The sequence below is a fragment of the Nocardia arizonensis genome (genome assembly GCF_001310275.1).
Classification (GTDB): domain Bacteria; phylum Actinomycetota; class Actinomycetes; order Mycobacteriales; family Mycobacteriaceae; genus Nocardia; species Nocardia arizonensis.
The window spans coordinates 227,756-245,060 of record NZ_LGYZ01000081.1; the positions used below are offsets into that span (position 1 = coordinate 227,756).

Sequence of the window (17,305 nt, forward strand, 5' to 3'; positions counted from 1 at the left end):
ATCCCGGGATCGAGGGCCGTCGCCGGTCAGTCAGGGCGCGGGCGGTTTCACCGCGCCGCGCGTCTTGATCAGGCTCGCGACGGTCGCGACCACGAGAATGCCGAGGATCACACTCAGCGACAGCGGGGTCGAGATTTCCGGGACCGTGAGGTTTTCGCCGCCGTTGACGAACGGCAGCGTGTTCTCGTGCAACGCGTGCAGCACGAGTTTGACGCCGATGAAGGCCAGGATCGCGGCAAGTCCGTAGGACAGATACACCATGCGGTCGAGCAGTCCGCCGATCAGGAAGTACAGCTGCCGCAGTCCCATGAGCGCGAAAGCGTTGGCGGTGAACACCAGATACGGCTGTTCGGTGAGTCCGTAGATGGCCGGGATCGAGTCGAGCGCGAACAGCAGATCCGCGAAGCCGATGGCCAGCAGCGCCAGCAATAGCGGGGTGATCGCACGGCGGCCGTCGACGCGGGTGACGAGCTTGTCGCCGTCGTATTCGTCGGTGGTGGGCAGTACGCGCTTGGTCAGCGCGACGATCCGGCTGTCGCGTTTCTCCTCGACCTCGACCTCGTGGCCGCTTTCGGTGAGCAATTTCACCGCGGTGTAGATCAGGAACAGGCCGAACAGGTAGAACACCCAACTGAACGCGCTGATGGCGGCGGCGCCGACGCCGATGAACACACCGCGCATGACCAGCGCGAGCACGATGCCGATGAGCAGCACCTTCTGCTGGTAGATCCGCGGCACCGCGAAGGTGGTCATGATGATGAGGAAGACGAACAGGTTGTCCACCGAGAGCGCCTTCTCGGTGACGAAGCCCGCGTAGTACTCCCCCGCGTAGGCGCCGCCCCATTTCCACGCGACGAAACCGCCGAACACCAGGGCGATGCCGATGTAGATGGCCGACCAGAACCCTGACTCGCGGAAGGTCGGTTCGTGCGGGGTGCGGACGTGGGCGAAGAAGTCGAAGACGAACAGGCCGAGTATCACCGCGACGGTGATCAACCAGATCGATGCGGTTACGTGCATGAGGTGGTCCGATCGAGATACATGCCTTCCATCATGCCCGATTTGTCCGTTCCCGTTAGATTGCGGATTGATTGCTGGCAATCATTTCACAGATCCGGGGTTCAATGGGAACCGCAATGGGCAACCCTGGAAGGGCGAACGTCACGCCGCTGGGCGAGAATGGGTTCCGCGTACCGATTCCGGGTGTTAGCGTCGGAGACGACGAAATCCACCGCCGCACAGGGCGGATACGAAAGGGTCAGGCGATGGTCGAGCATGATGTGCGGAGGCGACAGCTGTCGCACCGTGCTGCTCGACGCGTCCGCCTCATGCTATCGGCGGCGGCCTCGTCCCGACCGGAGCGCTCGCGGAGTCGCCCCTGAGATCTCGATGTCCAGCGCCGAGACAGGGTCACTCCACGCCGGGAGTGACCCTTTTGCGTTGTGACGCACGACAATCCCTCGTGGCCCAATTGGCAGAGGCGCCGGCCCTAGGAACCGGTAGTTGCGAGTTCGAATCTCGCCGAGGGAACCAGCGGCTCACTCGTCGCCCCGCTCCTCCCCCGTGGTGTCGCCGCCGCCGCGGATACTCCACAGCAGACCGTCGAGTTCATCGGGTTTCACCAGGACATCGCGCGCCTTGGACCCCTCGCTGGGACCGACCACGCCGCGGGTCTCCATCAGATCCATCAGCCTGCCCGCTTTGGCGAATCCCACCCGCAGTTTGCGCTGCAACATCGAGGTCGAGCCGAATTGCGAGGTGACGACCAGTTCCACGGCCTGGAGGAAGACATCGAGATCCTCCCCGATATCGGGGTCGACATCCTTCTTCTCCCCCGCCTTGGCGGCGGTGACACCGTCCCGGTATTCGGGTTCGGCCTGGTTCTTGGTGTATTCGACGACGCCGTGGATCTCCTCGTCGCTGATGAACGCGCCCTGCAAACGGGTCGGCTTACCCGCGCCCATCGGCAGGAACAGCGCATCGCCCATGCCGATCAGCTTCTCGGCGCCGGGCTGATCCAGGATGACGCGCGAGTCGGTGAGCGAGGAGGTGGCAAAGGCCAACCGCGACGGGACATTGGTCTTGATCAGACCCGTCACCACGTCCACCGACGGGCGCTGGGTGGCAAGCACCAGGTGGATACCGGCGGCACGCGCCTTCTGGGTGATGCGGACGATCGCCTCCTCCACATCGCGCGGCGCGGTCATCATGAGATCGGCGAGTTCGTCGACGATGGCGAGAATGTACGGGTAGGGCCGATACACTCGCTCGCTGCCAAGCGGCGCGGTGATCGCGCCCGACTTCACCCGCTTGTTGAAGTCATCGATATGGCGGACCTTGTTGGCCTGCATGTCCTGATAGCGCTGCTCCATCTCCTCCACCAGCCAGGCCAGCGCGGCGGCCGCCTTCTTCGGCTGGGTGATGATGGGCGTGATCAGGTGCGGAATGCCTTCGTAGGGGGTGAGTTCCACCATCTTCGGGTCGATCAGGATCATCCTGACCTCCTCGGGGGTGGCCCGTTGCAGAAGTGAGACCAGCATCGAGTTGACGAAGCTGGACTTACCGGAGCCGGTGGAGCCGGCGACCAGCAGATGCGGCATCTTGGCCAGATTGGCGGAGACGAACTCGCCCTCGATGTTCTTGCCGAGTCCGATCACCAACGGGTGGTGATCGCTTCGCGTGGACGGCGCCTTGAGCACATCGGCCAGGCGCACCAGTTCCCGGTCGGCATTGGGCACTTCGATGCCCACCGCCGACTTGCCCGGAATCGGCGCGAGCAGCCGCACGTTCTCGGTCGCGACCGCGTAGGCGATATTGCGGGCCAGCGCGGTGATCTTCTCGACCTTGACGCCGGGACCGAGTTCCACCTCGTAGCGGGTGACCGTCGGGCCGCGCACGAATCCGGTGACCGCGGCGTCGATCTTGAATTGCACCAGCACCTCGGTGATCGCCTCGATCATCGATTCGTTGGCGGCACTGCGCTTCTTCGGCGGATCGCCGTCGGTGAGCAGGGTCAGCGGCGGCAGCGTGTAATCGCCCTCGATGACCCGGTCGGCGACGAATTCGGGTTCCTTGGGCGGCGGCGGGGTCTGGTCGGTGACCTTCGGCGGCGCGGGGCGCTTGCGAGGTTTGGGCACGGGACCCGCGGCATCGATCTCGGCGCCGAATTCGGCTGCCGTGGCGATGGTCTTGGCATCGCGCAGCGGCGGTTCGCCCAACGCCTCGGTGAGGGCGTTCGGATCGCCGAATTCGTCGGCCGGATAGTTCTCGGCCGGGGTGCGACCGCGGCGGCGACCGCGGGTGCGGCCGACCGGGAAACCCTCCGCGTCGTAGTCGGCGGGATCGAAGGCGCGCTGTTCGCCGTCGAAGGGACTGTATTCGTCACCGCCCGCGGCGGTGCCGAAGTATTCGCGCAGCCGCTGCGGCACCTCGCGAATCGTGGTGCCGGTGAGCAACAGCAGGCCGAACACCATGGCCAGCACCAGAATCGGCACGGCAAGCCAAGCGGTGAAACCGCCCGCCAACGGCCCGCCCATGACGAATCCGACGAAACCGGCGGCACGCGAACGTCCGTGCGCGTCATCGGGCGCGCCCGCGGCCAGATGCCAGATGCCGAGCGCGGGCAGACCCACCAGCAGACCGCCGAGGACCAGGCGTGGCCGGATCTCCGGGCGCGGTTCGGTGCGCATGAGCGTGACCGCGATACCGGCCGCGACGAACGGCAGTGCGGCCGAGGCGGATCCTGACACCGCCCGAATGGCCGTATCCACCCACCTTCCGATGGGACCGCCCGCCGACAGCCAGACCGCGGCCGCGATGACCGCGCTCAGCGCCAGCAGCGCGAGCGCGACGCCATCGCGCTGATGTCCGTGTTCGATATCCCCGGCCCGGCTCACCGCGCGGGTAGCCGCGCCGACGCCGCGGGCCAGCATGGTCCAGCCGGTGCCGATCGTGCGACGCAGCACGGCCATCGGGGCGGTGTTCGATCCGCCCGGTGCGGGGCGCGCGGGCCGCCGCGCGGCGGCCGGACGGCGACGGGGAGCCGTCCCGCCCGACGGAGCCGGACCGCCGCGCGCGGCGGCACCCGGGCGCGGTGTGGCCGAGCGCGACCGAGCCGTGGTGGTCCTCCCCCGCGTCGATCCCGCCCGCGCACCGGACGTCGTGGTACTGCGGGACTTACCTGCCATGGACTCAGGCTAGCCGCAAACGCCCCTATCGGACCATCCGCAACACAGGTACCACCCGCCCCGCCGCCCGCTCAGCCCCCGGAAACGGCGGACTCGCGAGCGGCTCAGACCGAGCGGTCAAGGGCGAGTACCGCGTTCACCGCGTCCTGCTCACCGCGCGTCTCGATCCTGACCTCGTCGCGCCCGAAGGCGTGCAACAGCAGTTCCGAGGGCGTGCCGACCAGGGTCACCTCCGGCCCCTGCGCGCGCTTGGCCACCGTGCGGCGACCGTCCGGGGTCTCCAGGGCCAGCGCCACCGGCGACTTGCGATAGGAGGCGCGGGCCATGCGGCGCAGCATGCCCCACAGTCGCGTCTGGTCCTCGGCCGTCAGTGCACGCGGCTCCCAGTCGGATGCGGCGCGGCGCACATCCTCGTGATGGACGAACATCTCGGTGAGGTTGACCAGGCCGTCGACCGGCTTGAGCGGCGACCACAGCGGCGGGCCCGTGCGAATCAGTTCGAGCATTTCCGGGAAGGGCTTCTCCGCGATCTTGCTCTGGACCGCCTCCAGCCGCCCCGCCAGCGCCTTCAGCAGGATGCCCGGAGCGACATCGGGCCGCCGCTCCCGAACGATCAAGTGGGCGGCCAGATCTCGCACCGTCCACCCGCCGCACAACGTGGGCGCGTCCGGCCCCGCCGCGGCCATCGCGTCGACCAGTTCCTGACGTTCGCGCTGCGCCATGCTCACCCATCGAACATATCCGATGAACCGCCGTCCGCGGCAGTACGGATCGGCGGTTCCGCCCGGAATGGTCGGCGTAACGGTGTCGGCGAGCCGCTGTCAGACGCCGATGACGGTCGGCACGATCATGGGGCGCCGCCGGTAGGTATCGGCCACCCAGCGGCCAACCACCCGGCGCACCCCCTGGGCGATGCGGTGGATCTCGGTGACACCCTCACCCGCCAATCGCAACAATTCGGCCTCGACCAATTCGGCCGCCTCGGTCAGCGCGGTGGGATCGTCGGAGAAGCCGCGGCCACTCACCTCCGGCGTGCTCACCGCCTTGCCCGTGGTCTCGTCGATGGCGACGGTGATCGCGATGAAACCGCCCTCGCCCAGCACCAACCGGTCCGAGAGCGTGGACTCGCCGACATCGCCGACCGAAAGACCGTCGACGTAGACGTGCCCGACCGGCACCCGACCCACGATCGTGGCGATGCCGTCGACCAGGTCGACCACCACGCCGTCCTCGGCCAGCACCACGCGCTCCTCGGGCACGCCGGTCGCGACGGCCAGCGCGGCATTGGCACGCAGATGCCGCCATTCGCCGTGCACGGGCATGGCATTGGTCGGGCGCACCGCGTTGTACAGATACAGCAGTTCACCCGCCGAGGCGTGCCCGGAGACGTGCACCTTGGCGTTCTGCTGGGTGATGACGGTGGCCCCGAGCCGGGCCAGGCCGTTGACCACGGCGAATACGGAGTTCTCGTTGCCGGGGATCAGCGAGGAGGCCAGCACCACCAGGTCGTCGGGGCGAATGTGGATCTGGCGGTGATCGCCGCGCGCCATCCGCGACAGCGCGGAGAGCGGTTCGCCCTGCGAGCCGGTGGAGATGAGCACCAGGCGATCGCCGGGCAGCGTGGCGGCCACGTCGATATCGACCACGACGCCGTCGGGCACGGTCAAATAGCCCAGATCCTGGGCGATCTGCATATTGCGGACCATCGAGCGCCCGATGAAGCAGACCCGGCGGCCGTACTTCTGCGCCACGTCCACGACCTGCTGGATGCGGTGCACGTGACTGGCGAAGGAGGCCACGATGACCCGGTGGCGGGCCTTGCCGATGACCGTGTCCAGCACGCCGCCGATCTCACGTTCCGGGGTGACGAATCCGGGCACCTCGGCATTGGTGGAATCGACCAGGAACAGGTCGACGCCCTCGTCACCGAGTCGGGAGAAGCCGGCCAGGTCGGTGAGGCGGCCGTCGAGCGGCAGCTGATCGAGTTTGATGTCGCCGGTGTGCAGCACCACGCCCGCGGGGGTGCGGATGGCGACCGCGAGGGCGTCGGGAATCGAATGGTTGACCGCGAAGTACTCGCATTCGAACGGGCCGTGGATGGTGGTCTCACCCTCGACCACTTCCATGAGTCTCGGGTGCAGGCGGTGCTCACGGCATTTCGCGGCTACCAGCGCGAGGGTGAACTTGGCGCCGATGACCGGGATGTCCGCGCGCATGCGCAGCAGGAAGGGCACCGCGCCGATGTGGTCCTCGTGGCCGTGGGTCAGCACGATGGCGACGATGTCGTCCATCCGGTCCTCGATGGGCCGGAAATCGGGCAGGATCAGATCGACGCCGGGCTGCTGATCCTCCGGGAACAGCACGCCGCAGTCCACGATCAGCAATTTGCCGCCGTACTCGAAGACGGTCATATTGCGGCCGATCTCGCCGATACCGCCGAGCGCGAAGACACGCAGGCCGTTCTTCGGGAGCTTCGGCGGTGTGCCGAGCCGATCCTGCGCGGCCACCACCGGTTCGGGCGCCTGCGGCGGCTCCCCGCGGCCGCGGCCGGACTGCTGGCGACCGCGGGAACGCCGCGCGCTGTCCGGTGCGCGCTGCGCCTTCTTGGGCTGCGGGGCCGCAACGACCGGGGCCGATTCCGCGATGGGAGCGCGACGTTCGGCCGGAGCGGTTCCAGCGGGCGCGGATTCGACCGGAGCGGTTCGTGCGGACGCGGATTCGGCCGGAGCGGTTCCAGCGGGCGCGGATTCGGCCGGAGCGGTTCGTGCGCGCGCGGATTCGGCTGCGGCGACCTGCTCGGCGCGCTGTTCGGCCGGGGTGGGAGCCCCTGCCGCGCGGTGCGCGCCGCGCCGGGGACGACGGGATAGCGCACTCATGCGAGCACCCCCGCGACCCGCAGATCCGCGGCGAGCAACTCGAGTTGTTCCGGTGTCGGCATCAATTGCGGCAATCTCGGTTCCCCCACATCCATGCCGAGCAGGCGCAACCCGCCCTTGCTCATGGCGACGCCGCCGAGCCCCGCCATAGCGGCGTTGAGCGGAATCAGGCTCGCGTTGATCTGGCGGGCGCGCACCACGTCACCCGTGTTGTAGGCGACGAGGAGTTCGCGCAGCCGCTCGGGGACCAGGTGTCCGATGACGCTGATGAATCCCACCGCGCCGACCGAGAGCCAGGGCAGGTTCAGGCAGTCGTCACCGGAGTAGAAGGCCAGACCGGTGCTCGCGATCAGATCGGCGCCCGCGTTCAGATCGCCCTTGGCGTCCTTGACCGCGACTATGCGCGGATGTTCGGCCAGCACGCGAATGGTGTCCGGCGCGATCGGCACCACCGAACGCGGTGGAATGTCGTAGAGGGTGACCGGCAGATCCGTGGCGTCGGCGACCGCGGTGAAATGCGCGATCAGACCGGCCTGGGTGGGCCGGGAGTAGTACGGGGTGACCACGAGCAAACCGTGCGCACCCGCGCGCTGGGCATTGCGCGCCAATTCGATGGAATGGGCGGTGTCGTAGGTGCCCGCGCCCGCGATCACGGTCGCGCGGTCGCCAACGGCGTCGACCACGGCGCGCAGCAGATCGGCCTTCTCGGATTCGGTGGTGGTCGGCGATTCCCCGGTGGTGCCGGAGATCGCGAGCAGATCGACGCCGCGATCGACCAGCCGGGCCGCGAGCGCCACCCCGGCGTCGACATCGAGCTTGCCGTCGAGACCGAAGGGGGTCACCATCGCGACACCGACCGTGCCGGATGCGCGCAGCTCCGTTGGCGTCGATTCACCGTTCGTCATGGTCAGAAAGGCTACCCGGTCTCGGGGACGCCCTCGACACCCTGACCTCCGAACGCGCGAGACCGCGCGTGATCGGTCAGCTATCGCCGTCGTCACGACATCACATAGATCATTGCATGGCGTCTGATTTGACGCCACACTGATGTCATGGACCTGAGCAAATACACCACCCGCCTTCGTGAGGATCTCGTCGCGGCCGCCGCGCTCGGCGACGAGAAAACCCAGGCCACGGCCGCCGCACTGGCCGCGGCAACGGAGAGTTCGACCCGGCTGGCGCTGCTGGCGGCGCTGTCGGAACTGGCCGCGGAGGTCAGCGCCGCGCTCGGCGACCGCACCGTGCACGTCTCGGTCGACGGCACCGACGCGACCGTCGACGTGCGCAAGAGCGCGGGCGCGGAGGAACACCTCTCGTTCGAGGAGATGACCGGCGATATCAGCCGCGTCACCTTGCGGATGGTCGAGCAATTGAAGGCCAAGGCCGAGGAGGCGGCGGCGCAGAGCGGCGTCTCGCTCAACTCGTGGCTGTCCACCGCGGTGTCCGGGGCGCTGAAGGATCAGATGCGCGGACCCAAGCGCGATATCTGATCCGACGTATCCGCCTCACAGCATCGGCGCCAGATCACCACGGGATCCGACCACCACCTCGTCCAGTTCGAGCCAGTCGGCCAGTTCGCGCAGTGAATTCTTCAGCGCCGCGGCGGTGGCAAGGGTGTCGCGGCCCGGTTCGGCGAAGGCGCCCGGCACCAGCAGCCGTCCCGACGGCCGTTCGGCGCGCAGATCGACCCGCCCGACCAGTTCGCCGTCGAGCAGGAACGCGAACACGTAGTAACCGTGAACCCGTTCGGCCTCCGGGGTGTAGATCTCGATGCGGTAGTGGAAGTCGAACAGGCGCTGTACCCGCGGGCGGCAGAAGATCAACGGATCGAACGGACACAGCAGGGCTGCGCCCTCGACGCGGCGGGGTGTCACCGCCGCGGTGTGCACATAGGCCGGGACGTCCCAGCCCTCGACCCGCACCGGTTCCAGTTCACCCGCGTCGACCAACTCCGCGACGGCCGGGGCGCTCTGCGCGCGCTGGAGGCGGTAGTAGTCGCGTAGATCGGCCTCGGTGCCGACGCCGTGCGCGAGCGCGGCTCGGCGTACGAGTTCGCGCACGGCCTCCTCCTCGGGGACCTCACGCGCGAGGATCTCCGGCGGCACGACCCGTTCGGTCAGGTCGTAATGCCGGGTGAACCCGACGCGGCGCGGCACCGACAGCTCACCCGCGGCGAACAACTGCTCGCAGATCACCTTGGTGTCGCTGTGATTCCACCAGGAGCCCTTGGCGCGCGGCCGGTCCAGTTCGAGATGTCGTTCCACCTCGCCCGCCGTCGCCGGGCCCACCTCGGCGATCACATCGAGGATGTCCTTGCCGAGACCGGGATTGCGTTCCACGACCCGCCGCACACCCGCCCAGCGGCCGTGCCGGTAGCGGCCCATCCGCCACCGCATGAGCGGCCAATCCGCCACCGGCAGCAGCGCGGCCTCGTGCGCCCAGTACTCGACCAGCGCCCGCGGCCTGCGGGCGGTATCGCGCCACGCGGCCTCGTCAAGCAGTGTCCGGTCGTACGCGCCGATCCGGGCGAAAACCGGCGCGTAGTGCGCGCGCACCACCGCCGACACCGAATCCAGTTGCAGCAGCCGGGTTCTGGCGACCGCGTCGAGTACCGTGCGGCGCGTGACCGCCGCGGGCCTGCGCCTGCCGAAACCCTGTGCCGCCACCGCGGTCCGCCGGGCGGCCGCCGCGCTCATCGTCCGCATACGCGAAGGATGCCACGGGGGTACGACACCGATCACGCCACGGCGGATCAGGTCGTGACGGATACCGCTCCCGCGGTATCGATTTCGGTCCGGCGATCCTGGTCGGCGGCGTGCGCGAGGACGGTCGCGACGATGCGACGCCCGGTCGGCAGCACCCGCACGGTCACCGAACCGGAGTTCGCGGCGTCGAGTTCGCGGGTGGCCGCGTGCACCACCCGTTCGCGCACCCACAGCGGCACGCCCGCGAAACCGCCGTCATCGAGCAGCAGCACCTCGACCCCGCGCGCGCGGGCACCGCGCGCGGCACTGCTCAGCTCGTCGGTGACCAGTTGCGGCGCGCGCAGACCGTCGCGCAGTTCGGCTTCGAGCAGACGGCACTGTTCCCGCTCGGCGGCGGTCAGCTCCGCGCCGTCGGCGATCCGCTCCAGCATCGGTCGCGCGAGTTTGTCCAGCCGCGCGAGTTGCCGGTCGCGTTCGCCGTTCGCGGCGGCCATGGTGGCCTCGGCCGCCGCCCGCAGCGTCGCCTCCTCGCGCAACAGCCGCAGCGAACGCTGGGTGGGCCGCATGATCGCCGCGCACACCGAGACACCGGCCACCGTCGCCACCGGAACCACCGATCCGGCGATCACCCCCGCACGCATACCCGCCACCAGCCCGAAGGCTGCGACCACCACCGCGATCCCCACCACCCCCAACCATCCCGCGACGAGTCTGCCGCGCAGCACGAGCACGGCGAGCACATACGAGGAGGCGAACGCGGTCCACACCGGGCGCGTCCAGTCCCGGCTCACGTCCAGAATGGTCAGGATCGTGGCCACCGGACCCGCCACCGCCACGAAGACCGTCGCGGGCCAGGGCAGCGGGTCCACCGGCAGCACCAGGACCAGCACGCCCGCGACCACCACCAGCAGCATCGCCACGATCGCCGCGCCGAGCGGCGCGGTGTCGAAGTTTCGGGCCATGTAGAGCACGATCGTCACCTCGAGGATGATCAGGAACAGCCAGGCCGCCCGGCCGCGCAAGCCCAGCAGATCCCGCAGACACAGTTCCGCGTCGGTATCAGCCATCCCCGCCCCATACCAAGGTCACCGTGGTGCCCTCCCCCGGCGTCGATTCCACGAAACCCGCACCGCCCGCCAGCTGACGCATCCGTCCCAGGATGCTCACCGAGACACCGAGCCGGTCGGCGGGAACCTGGGTCAGATCGAAGCCCGACCCGTCGTCGCGGAACACCACCCGGATACCGCCGGCGCTCACGGTCACGGTGACCTCGCGCCGCACCGCGCGACCCGCGACCGCGGCGTGGCGCAGACTGTTACGGACCGCCTCGGTCAGCGCCGCGGCGATGCTGCCCGCCGCGTGCACCGGCAGCCGCAGATCATCGAATTCGGCCCAGCGCCGGGCGGTGAACCCGATGCCGGGATTCACCTCCCGCACCGCGGCGCGCAGGAAGGCGATGGCGGCCTGGGCATTGAGCCGATCGGGCTCGGTGCGGCTGCCGCGCGCCTCGTCGAGCTGGGTCAGTGTGCGCTCGGCCTGGCGGCGAAGCACCGGGGATTCGACGCCCGCACGCGAGGCGTCGAGCAGTGTGGACAGCACCGCGTCGTGGATGAGCGCGGCGAATCGGGCACGTTCCTGGTCGCGGGCCGCCGCACCCGCCGCCGTCGCCGCCCGACCGCTGGCGACGGCGGATTCGCGGTCCACCCGCACCGCGGCTTCCCTCGCGTAGACGGCGCACCACAGGAACAGCGCGCACAGACCCGCGCCGCGCGCGAAATCACCCACCAGCGACCAGGTGTCACCGTGCGGCAGCGCGGCGCGATTGGCGATCGCGGCCAGCGCCGAACCCACCACCAGGTAGGCGATGGCCACGGGCGGACGCCAGGCCAGCGCCGCGGCGAGCACCCCGAGCGCGAAGACCCGGTACAGCCACAACGAGGTCGTGTGGGTCGGCATCTCGTGGTAGACGAACGGAGCCGAGCCCGTCGCCACCAGATAGCTCACCGCCGCGCCCGCGGCGACCCACCGCATGACCTGTCTGTTCATACCGATCGACACCGCCGCCATGACCGCGAACGGCCCGAACGCCAGGACCGCGAGTACCGTGGCCAAGCCGAGAGAGGCGTAACGGCTCTGATCGAGCAGTTCGGGGACCTCGAACACGGCGGCGATCACCCCGGCGAGACCGAAGGTCAGCCCGAGTCGGCGCAGGATCCGGTCGGCCGCGGCGTCACCAACGGTCCGGGCCGTCACCGCGGTGGCGACGCGCCGCGGCACGCCCGCGAGAAAGGGCTGCCGCGATCCGATGATCTGCACTGCGACCGGCGCGCCGGACCGCGTCATCCGCGCCGATGCCGCTCGGGAACCGGCAGCCAGCCGTCCTCGACCGCCCGCTTGTACAGGTCTGTCTTGGTTGGCGCGGGTCTGCCCGCGTCGGCGTACTTCTGCCGGATCCGGCCGAGATAGTCGTTCACGGTCTGCTCCGACAAACCGGTCAGGCGGGCGACCCGCGACGCCTTCTCCCCCGAGGCGTACAGGGTGAGCACCTCCTCCTGACGCGGGCTCAATCCCACATCCGACAGTTGCGGATCACCGTCGATGGCGGCGGCCCAGTCCGTGGTGACGACCTGCTCTCCGTAGGCCGCCCGGCGCACCGCCGCGACCACCGTCGGCACGTCCTCGGACTTGCGCACCACGCCGAGCACACCCGCGCGGGCGGCCGACCGCACCAGGAACGCGTTGTCCGCGCCGGTGAACACCAGCACTTCGATCCCGCGCTCACGCAGCGCGCGCACATTGTCCTGCGGCGCGGAGTTGTCGGCCAGTCGCAGATCCAGCACCACCAGATCCAGATCCGCGGTGACCGACGCGCGATCGGCCGCGGCGAGCAGTTCCGGCACGGTGCCCGCGGTCAGCACCAGATCGAGATCGGGTTGCGGAGCCAGCATCGCCGCGAGTCCGATCGCGACGGATTCGTGGTCCTCGACCAGCCCGATCCGCCGCGGTGCGTGCTCGCCCCCTTCAACCCACGTCAATTCGACACTCCCATTCCCGACCGATTCGACTCACATCCCCGCCGCGACAAGGTCACCCCGAAGTATGACCGTCCACGCCGCGGCGCGGAGAGACACCAAAAATCGGGGGATGGACGACATGTCAACTCTCCCGAGTTCCCGGCGCCTCCGGTCGCCGACCGCGCGAGAAGTCGAAGCGACCTCGAAGTCGTCGGCCCTCACCCTGCCATGAGCCGCGCGGCCACCGTGGCCCCGAGCTCCCAGCACGCTTCGAGGTCGCCCTTGCTCGGCTTGCCCGACACCACGACGTAGTCGGCGGCCTTCCTCCACCCCAGACCGGTCGTGATGGACGTGACGCCCTTCTCCGCTCCCTCGGTGCCCTCGTTGCCGTGGATGTACAGGCCGAACGGCCGCCCGCGCGTCGAGTCGAGGCAGGGGTAGTACACGACATCGAATGCGTGCTTGAGGCCGCCGCTCATATATCCGAGATTGGCCGGGGTGCCGAGCAGATACCCGTCCGCCTCCAGGACGTCCGTCGGCGACACGGCCAGCGCCGCCCGGCGCACGACCTCAACGCCCTCGATTTCCGTATCGGTCGCTCCCGACACCACGGCCTCGAACATCGCCTGCGTGAACGGCGACGGCGTGTGATGGATGATCAGCAGGCGTGACACGGACTATCCTTCGCGCTCGAGTTTTTCCAGGGCGACCGCGCGGCGCATGGTCTCACGGGCGCGGCCGCGGTCGCCCGCGTAGTCGTAGGCGCGGGCGAGACGGTAGGAACTTCGCCAGTTGTCCGGGTCGGCCTCCCATTCGCGGCGTATCCCGTCGAACAGGGTGTCGGCCGCGTCTCGTTCGACACGGCCGGAGGGACGGCGCGGCAGATCCGCCACGTCGACCTCGAGTCCTTCCTCGTGGATTCGGCGGGCAAGACGCTGGTGGTCGAGGGCCGCGCGGACGGTGGCCCAGATCATCCACACGCCGAGGACGGGCAGGATGAGCACCCCGATGCCGATGACGATCGCGGCCGCCTCACCGGAACCCATGAGGCTCACCGCGATTCGGCCGAGCAAGAGGAAATAGAAGACGAGAACCAGCACAAGGACGGCGATGAGCGCGACGATCTTGCGGACCTCGCTCGCCCGGCCCGCCTCGTCGCCCGCGGACGGGCCGCTCACGATTCGCTCGCCCCGCACGTCGCCCGCGCGTTCACAGGTCGAGCAACGAGTCGAGGCCAACGGTCAGTCCCGGGCGTCCGGCGATCTCGCGCACACCGAGCAGGACGCCGGGGGCGAAGGAGGACCGGTCGATGGAATCGTGGCGGATGGTGAGGGTTTCGCCCTGGGTGCCGAACAGCACCTCCTGGTGGGCGACCAGTCCGGCCAACCGGACCGAATGCACCCGCACGCCGTCCACGTCGGCGCCGCGCGCGCCCTCGAGTTCGGTGCTGGTCGCGTCGGGGCCGCGTCCCATGCCCGCGCGCTGCCTGGCCTCGGCGATCAGCCCCGCCGTGCGGTAGGCGGTGCCGGACGGCGCGTCGACCTTGTTCGGATGATGCAGCTCGATGACCTCGACCGATTCGAAGAAGCGGGCGGCCTGTTCGGCGAAACGCATCAGCAGCACCGCGCCGATGGCGAAATTCGGAGCGATCAGCACCCCGGTCGCCGGGTTGGCGGCCAACCAGCCGCGTACTTCCTCGAGGCGGCCCGCGTCGAAGCCGGTGGTGCCGACGACGGCGTGGATGCCGTTCTCGACCAGGAACTTCAGATTGCCCATGACGACATCGGGATGGGTGAAGTCGACGACCACCTCGGTCGCGGCCTCGGTGAAATTCTCCAGTGCATCGCCCTTGTCGACGGCCGCGGCCAACTCGAGGTCGGGCGCCGCCCGCACCGCCGCGCAGATCGCCTGTCCGACTTTTCCGCGTGCTCCGAGCACTCCGACCCGAATGGTCACCGCACCTCCTCGTATGGCTGCTTGCGGCCAGCCTAATCGGGTGCGCCCGGCACCGGGTCGCCGACCTGGTGCGATCCGCGGCAGGCCGCAGGCGGGCGGCGAAGCCATCCTGGAAAGCTCAGTCGAAGAGGACCACTTGGCGCAGTGCGTGTCCCGCGGCGAGTTCGTCCATTGCCCGGTTGATGTCGTCCAAGCGGATGTGCGACGACACCAGCCGCTCCACCGGCAGTCGGCCCTCACGCCAGATGTCGACGTAACGCGGAATGTCGCGCTCGGGCACCGCCGAACCCAGATAGCTGCCGATGACCGAACGCCCCTGCGCGACCAGCGCGAGCGGCGAGATCCGCGCCATCGCGTCCGGGGCGGGCAGCCCCACGGTGACGGTGGTGCCGCCGGGGGCGGTCGCGGCCACCGCGGTCTCGAAGGCGCGGACATTGCCCGCCGCCTCGACCACGATCTCGGCCCGGACCTCGGCCTCGGCCAGATCGGCGGGCGTGTAGGTCGCGCTCGCACCGAGTTCCCGGGCCGATGCCAACTTCTCCGCGACGGTGTCGACGGCGATGACCTGCGCGCCCAACGAAATCCCGACCAGCACCGCCGCCATGCCGACGCCGCCGAGCCCGACCACCATCACCCGGTCGCCCGGCGACGGCCGGGCCGCGTTGAGCAGTGCGCCGCCGCCGGTGAGCACGGCGCAGCCGAGCACCGCCGCCACCTCGGGAGGCACATCCCGGTCGACGGGCACCACCGACCGGCGATCCACCACCGCGTACGTGGCGAACGCCGAGACACCGAGGTGGTGGTGGACCGGATCGCCCGCGCGCAGCAGCCGACGCCCACCGTTGAGCAGTTCGCCCGCGTTATTGGCGACACTGCCGGGTCCGCAGGGTGTCCGACCGCCGCTCGCGCAGCCCGCGCAGTCGCCGCAGCGCGGCAAGAAGGTCATGACGACGCGCTGCCCGACCGCGATATCGCCGTCGCCCGCGCCGACCGCCTCGACGATACCCGCCGCCTCGTGCCCGAGCAGCATGGGCACCGGCCGCACCCGGTTCCCGTCGACCACCGACAGGTCCGAATGGCAAAGCCCCGCGGCCTCGATCCGCACCAGCAGTTCCCCCGGCCCGGGATCGCCGAGTTCGAGATCGCACACCGTGATCGGCTCCGACTCCGCGAACGGGGACGGCGCCGAGATCCGCTCCAGAATCGCGCCACGAATTCTCACCCGCACGACGCTACCCCGCCCGCAGCCGCCCGAGGTCCGTCTTGTCGCCGATGCGCGAGGTGCGCAGTCCGAGTCCGGCGGCGACCAAGCAGGCGACCGCCACGATGCCGATGAACCACGGGAAGACCGTGCCGAGACCCCAAGTGGTGGCCGCCCAGCCCGCGAGAATGGTGGGCAGCGCCATCGCGGTATAGGCCAGCAGGTAGTAGGCCGACATGGTCTCACCGCGCCGGTGATGCGGCACCACATCGGACAGGTGACGCAGCGATCCGCCGAATCCGAGTCCGAATGTCGCGCCGAGGGCGACGCCCGCGCCAAGCACGGCGAGCCAGTTGTGGGTGGCCAGGGCGGGCACGGTGAGCAGCAGCGCGATCGCCATGCCCGTATCGCCGAGGATGGCGGCGCGGCGGGCGGGCACGGCGGTCACGAGCAGTTGGACGGTCGCGCCGGACAGGGCGGTGGAGGCCACGACCGCACCGCCGAAGACCAGGTTGTGGATACCGGTCTGCTCGGCGGCCAGCGAGGGATACAGCGACAGCAGCACCCCGAGCACCGACCATGCCGCCATGACCCCGATGGCCGAGAACCAGAAGTCGCCGCGGATCTCGTGTGGCACGGCCGGTCTGGCGATACGGATGCGGCCCGCCACGCGGGCCATGTGCGGCTCGCGCAGCGCGAGCACGCCGAAGCCGACGATCAGGCAGATCACGCTGATCACCACGTACGGGGTGCGCAGCGGGTTCGGCGCGTACTGCGCCAGCAGCGCCGAGCCCAGAATGGCCACGGCCATACCGACATTGAACGCCACACCGGTCAGCTGTCCCGAGCGCGCGCCGCGGTGCGGGCGCAGATCCAGCAGGGCGGCCGCGCCCGCCACCACGGTCGCGCCGACCGCCATACCGTGCAGCGCGCGTGCCGCCAGCAGCATCGGCACCGAATCGGCCAGCACGAAGACGATCAGTCCCGCGATCATGGTCGCGAACGCGCCGAGGAGCACCGGTTTGCGCCCGACCACGTCGGAGATCCGCCCGGAGACCAGGACCGCGCCGAGCGCCGCGAAGGCGTATACGGCGAAGACGACGGTCGTGGTGAGCGGGGACAGATTCCATTGCGTCTCGTAGATGCCGTACAGCGGTGCGGGAACACCCGAGACGCCGAGGGCGACCCCGCTCGCGGCCAGGATCAGGGCGTAGCCCCAACGCTGGGCGGGTTGTCCGGTCGTGGTCCGTGCTGTCGACGCCGACTCCACAGTCGCCACAGTCGATCCTCCGATCAGGTAAGTTTGACGATGATCGAACCGAGTTCGACAATACAAGCGGTTTGACATCCGTCAAACTTTCGAGTG

The 17,305-nt window shown here is 69.5% G+C and carries 15 protein-coding genes and 1 tRNA gene; 2 read left to right on the forward strand and 14 right to left on the reverse strand.

Annotation, left to right across the window (positions count from 1 at the left end):
- Positions 1-30 precede the first annotated feature (30 nt).
- On the reverse strand, positions 31-1,020 hold the full coding sequence (locus APZ21_RS16615) for a TerC family protein (protein ID WP_054814193.1): 990 nt from the start codon (positions 1,018-1,020) through the stop codon (positions 31-33).
- A 436-nt stretch (positions 1,021-1,456) separates the two neighbouring features.
- Here APZ21_RS16615 and APZ21_RS16620 point away from each other — a divergent pair.
- Positions 1,457-1,533 (forward strand) — tRNA-OTHER (locus tag APZ21_RS16620).
- 5 nt (positions 1,534-1,538) lie between these two features.
- Here APZ21_RS16620 and APZ21_RS16625 read toward each other — a convergent pair.
- The 4 genes from APZ21_RS16625 to dapA all read right to left on the reverse strand — a co-directional run bounded on the left by APZ21_RS16625 (position 1,539) and on the right by dapA (position 7,968).
- Positions 1,539-4,187, reverse strand: a complete 2,649-nt coding sequence (locus tag APZ21_RS16625) for a DNA translocase FtsK (protein ID WP_054814194.1) — start codon at positions 4,185-4,187, stop codon at positions 1,539-1,541.
- 104 nt (positions 4,188-4,291) lie between these two features.
- Positions 4,292-4,915, reverse strand: a complete 624-nt coding sequence (locus APZ21_RS16630) for a TIGR03085 family metal-binding protein (protein ID WP_174553562.1) — start codon at positions 4,913-4,915, stop codon at positions 4,292-4,294.
- A gap of 93 nt (positions 4,916-5,008) precedes the next feature.
- A complete protein-coding gene (locus APZ21_RS16635; RefSeq protein ID WP_054814196.1) occupies positions 5,009-7,063 on the reverse strand; it encodes a ribonuclease J in 2,055 nt (684 codons plus the stop codon).
- Positions 7,060-7,968, reverse strand: a complete 909-nt coding sequence (gene dapA / locus APZ21_RS16640; RefSeq protein WP_054814197.1) for a 4-hydroxy-tetrahydrodipicolinate synthase — start codon at positions 7,966-7,968, stop codon at positions 7,060-7,062. Before dapA ends, APZ21_RS16635 begins: the two co-directional genes overlap by 4 nt.
- Before the next feature lie 147 nt (positions 7,969-8,115).
- Between dapA and APZ21_RS16645 the strand changes: the two genes are divergently transcribed.
- A complete protein-coding gene (locus tag APZ21_RS16645) occupies positions 8,116-8,553 on the forward strand; it encodes a toxin-antitoxin system HicB family antitoxin (RefSeq protein WP_054814198.1) in 438 nt (145 codons plus the stop codon).
- A 15-nt stretch (positions 8,554-8,568) separates the two neighbouring features.
- Here the strand turns inward: APZ21_RS16645 and APZ21_RS16650 are convergent, their stop codons facing one another.
- The 9 genes from APZ21_RS16650 to APZ21_RS16690 all read right to left on the reverse strand — a co-directional run bounded on the left by APZ21_RS16650 (position 8,569) and on the right by APZ21_RS16690 (position 17,218).
- Positions 8,569-9,768: a winged helix-turn-helix domain-containing protein gene (locus APZ21_RS16650; protein WP_054814199.1), complete on the reverse strand. Its 1,200-nt coding sequence runs from the start codon at positions 9,766-9,768 to the stop codon at positions 8,569-8,571.
- A 47-nt stretch (positions 9,769-9,815) separates the two neighbouring features.
- Complete coding sequence (locus APZ21_RS16655) at positions 9,816-10,835, reverse strand: hypothetical protein (RefSeq protein ID WP_054814200.1); 1,020 nt, start codon at positions 10,833-10,835, stop codon at positions 9,816-9,818.
- On the reverse strand, positions 10,828-12,111 hold the full coding sequence (locus APZ21_RS16660; RefSeq protein ID WP_054814201.1) for a sensor histidine kinase: 1,284 nt from the start codon (positions 12,109-12,111) through the stop codon (positions 10,828-10,830). Before APZ21_RS16660 ends, APZ21_RS16655 begins: the two co-directional genes overlap by 8 nt.
- A complete protein-coding gene (locus APZ21_RS16665; RefSeq protein WP_054814202.1) occupies positions 12,108-12,803 on the reverse strand; it encodes a response regulator transcription factor in 696 nt (231 codons plus the stop codon). Before APZ21_RS16665 ends, APZ21_RS16660 begins: the two co-directional genes overlap by 4 nt.
- 197 nt (positions 12,804-13,000) lie before the next feature.
- On the reverse strand, positions 13,001-13,456 hold the full coding sequence (locus APZ21_RS16670; protein ID WP_239476666.1) for a flavodoxin family protein: 456 nt from the start codon (positions 13,454-13,456) through the stop codon (positions 13,001-13,003).
- Positions 13,457-13,459: 3 nt separating this feature from the next.
- Positions 13,460-13,960 (reverse strand): hypothetical protein, encoded by a 501-nt coding sequence (locus tag APZ21_RS16675; RefSeq protein WP_371852282.1) that lies wholly within the window; start codon positions 13,958-13,960, stop codon positions 13,460-13,462.
- 31 nt (positions 13,961-13,991) lie between these two features.
- A complete protein-coding gene (gene dapB, locus APZ21_RS16680; RefSeq protein ID WP_054814203.1) occupies positions 13,992-14,738 on the reverse strand; it encodes a 4-hydroxy-tetrahydrodipicolinate reductase in 747 nt (248 codons plus the stop codon).
- A gap of 118 nt (positions 14,739-14,856) precedes the next feature.
- Complete coding sequence (locus APZ21_RS16685) at positions 14,857-15,960, reverse strand: alcohol dehydrogenase catalytic domain-containing protein (RefSeq protein WP_054814204.1); 1,104 nt, start codon at positions 15,958-15,960, stop codon at positions 14,857-14,859.
- A gap of 10 nt (positions 15,961-15,970) precedes the next feature.
- Complete coding sequence (locus APZ21_RS16690; protein ID WP_371852283.1) at positions 15,971-17,218, reverse strand: MFS transporter; 1,248 nt, start codon at positions 17,216-17,218, stop codon at positions 15,971-15,973.
- Positions 17,219-17,305 lie beyond the last annotated feature (87 nt).

Coding starts and splice junctions, on each gene's coding strand:
- APZ21_RS16615 (WP_054814193.1), bottom strand. CDS start 1,020: ATGCACGTAACCGCATCGATCTGGTTGATCACCGTCGCGGTGATACTC.
- dapA (WP_054814197.1), bottom strand. CDS start 7,968: ATGACGAACGGTGAATCGACGCCAACGGAGCTGCGCGCATCCGGCACG.
- APZ21_RS16625 (WP_054814194.1), bottom strand. CDS start 4,187: ATGGCAGGTAAGTCCCGCAGTACCACGACGTCCGGTGCGCGGGCGGGA.
- APZ21_RS16650 (WP_054814199.1), bottom strand. CDS start 9,768: ATGCGGACGATGAGCGCGGCGGCCGCCCGGCGGACCGCGGTGGCGGCA.
- APZ21_RS16645 (WP_054814198.1), top strand. CDS start 8,116: ATGGACCTGAGCAAATACACCACCCGCCTTCGTGAGGATCTCGTCGCG.
- APZ21_RS16635 (WP_054814196.1), bottom strand. CDS start 7,063: ATGAGTGCGCTATCCCGTCGTCCCCGGCGCGGCGCGCACCGCGCGGCA.
- APZ21_RS16660 (WP_054814201.1), bottom strand. CDS start 12,111: ATGACGCGGTCCGGCGCGCCGGTCGCAGTGCAGATCATCGGATCGCGG.
- APZ21_RS16655 (WP_054814200.1), bottom strand. CDS start 10,835: ATGGCTGATACCGACGCGGAACTGTGTCTGCGGGATCTGCTGGGCTTG.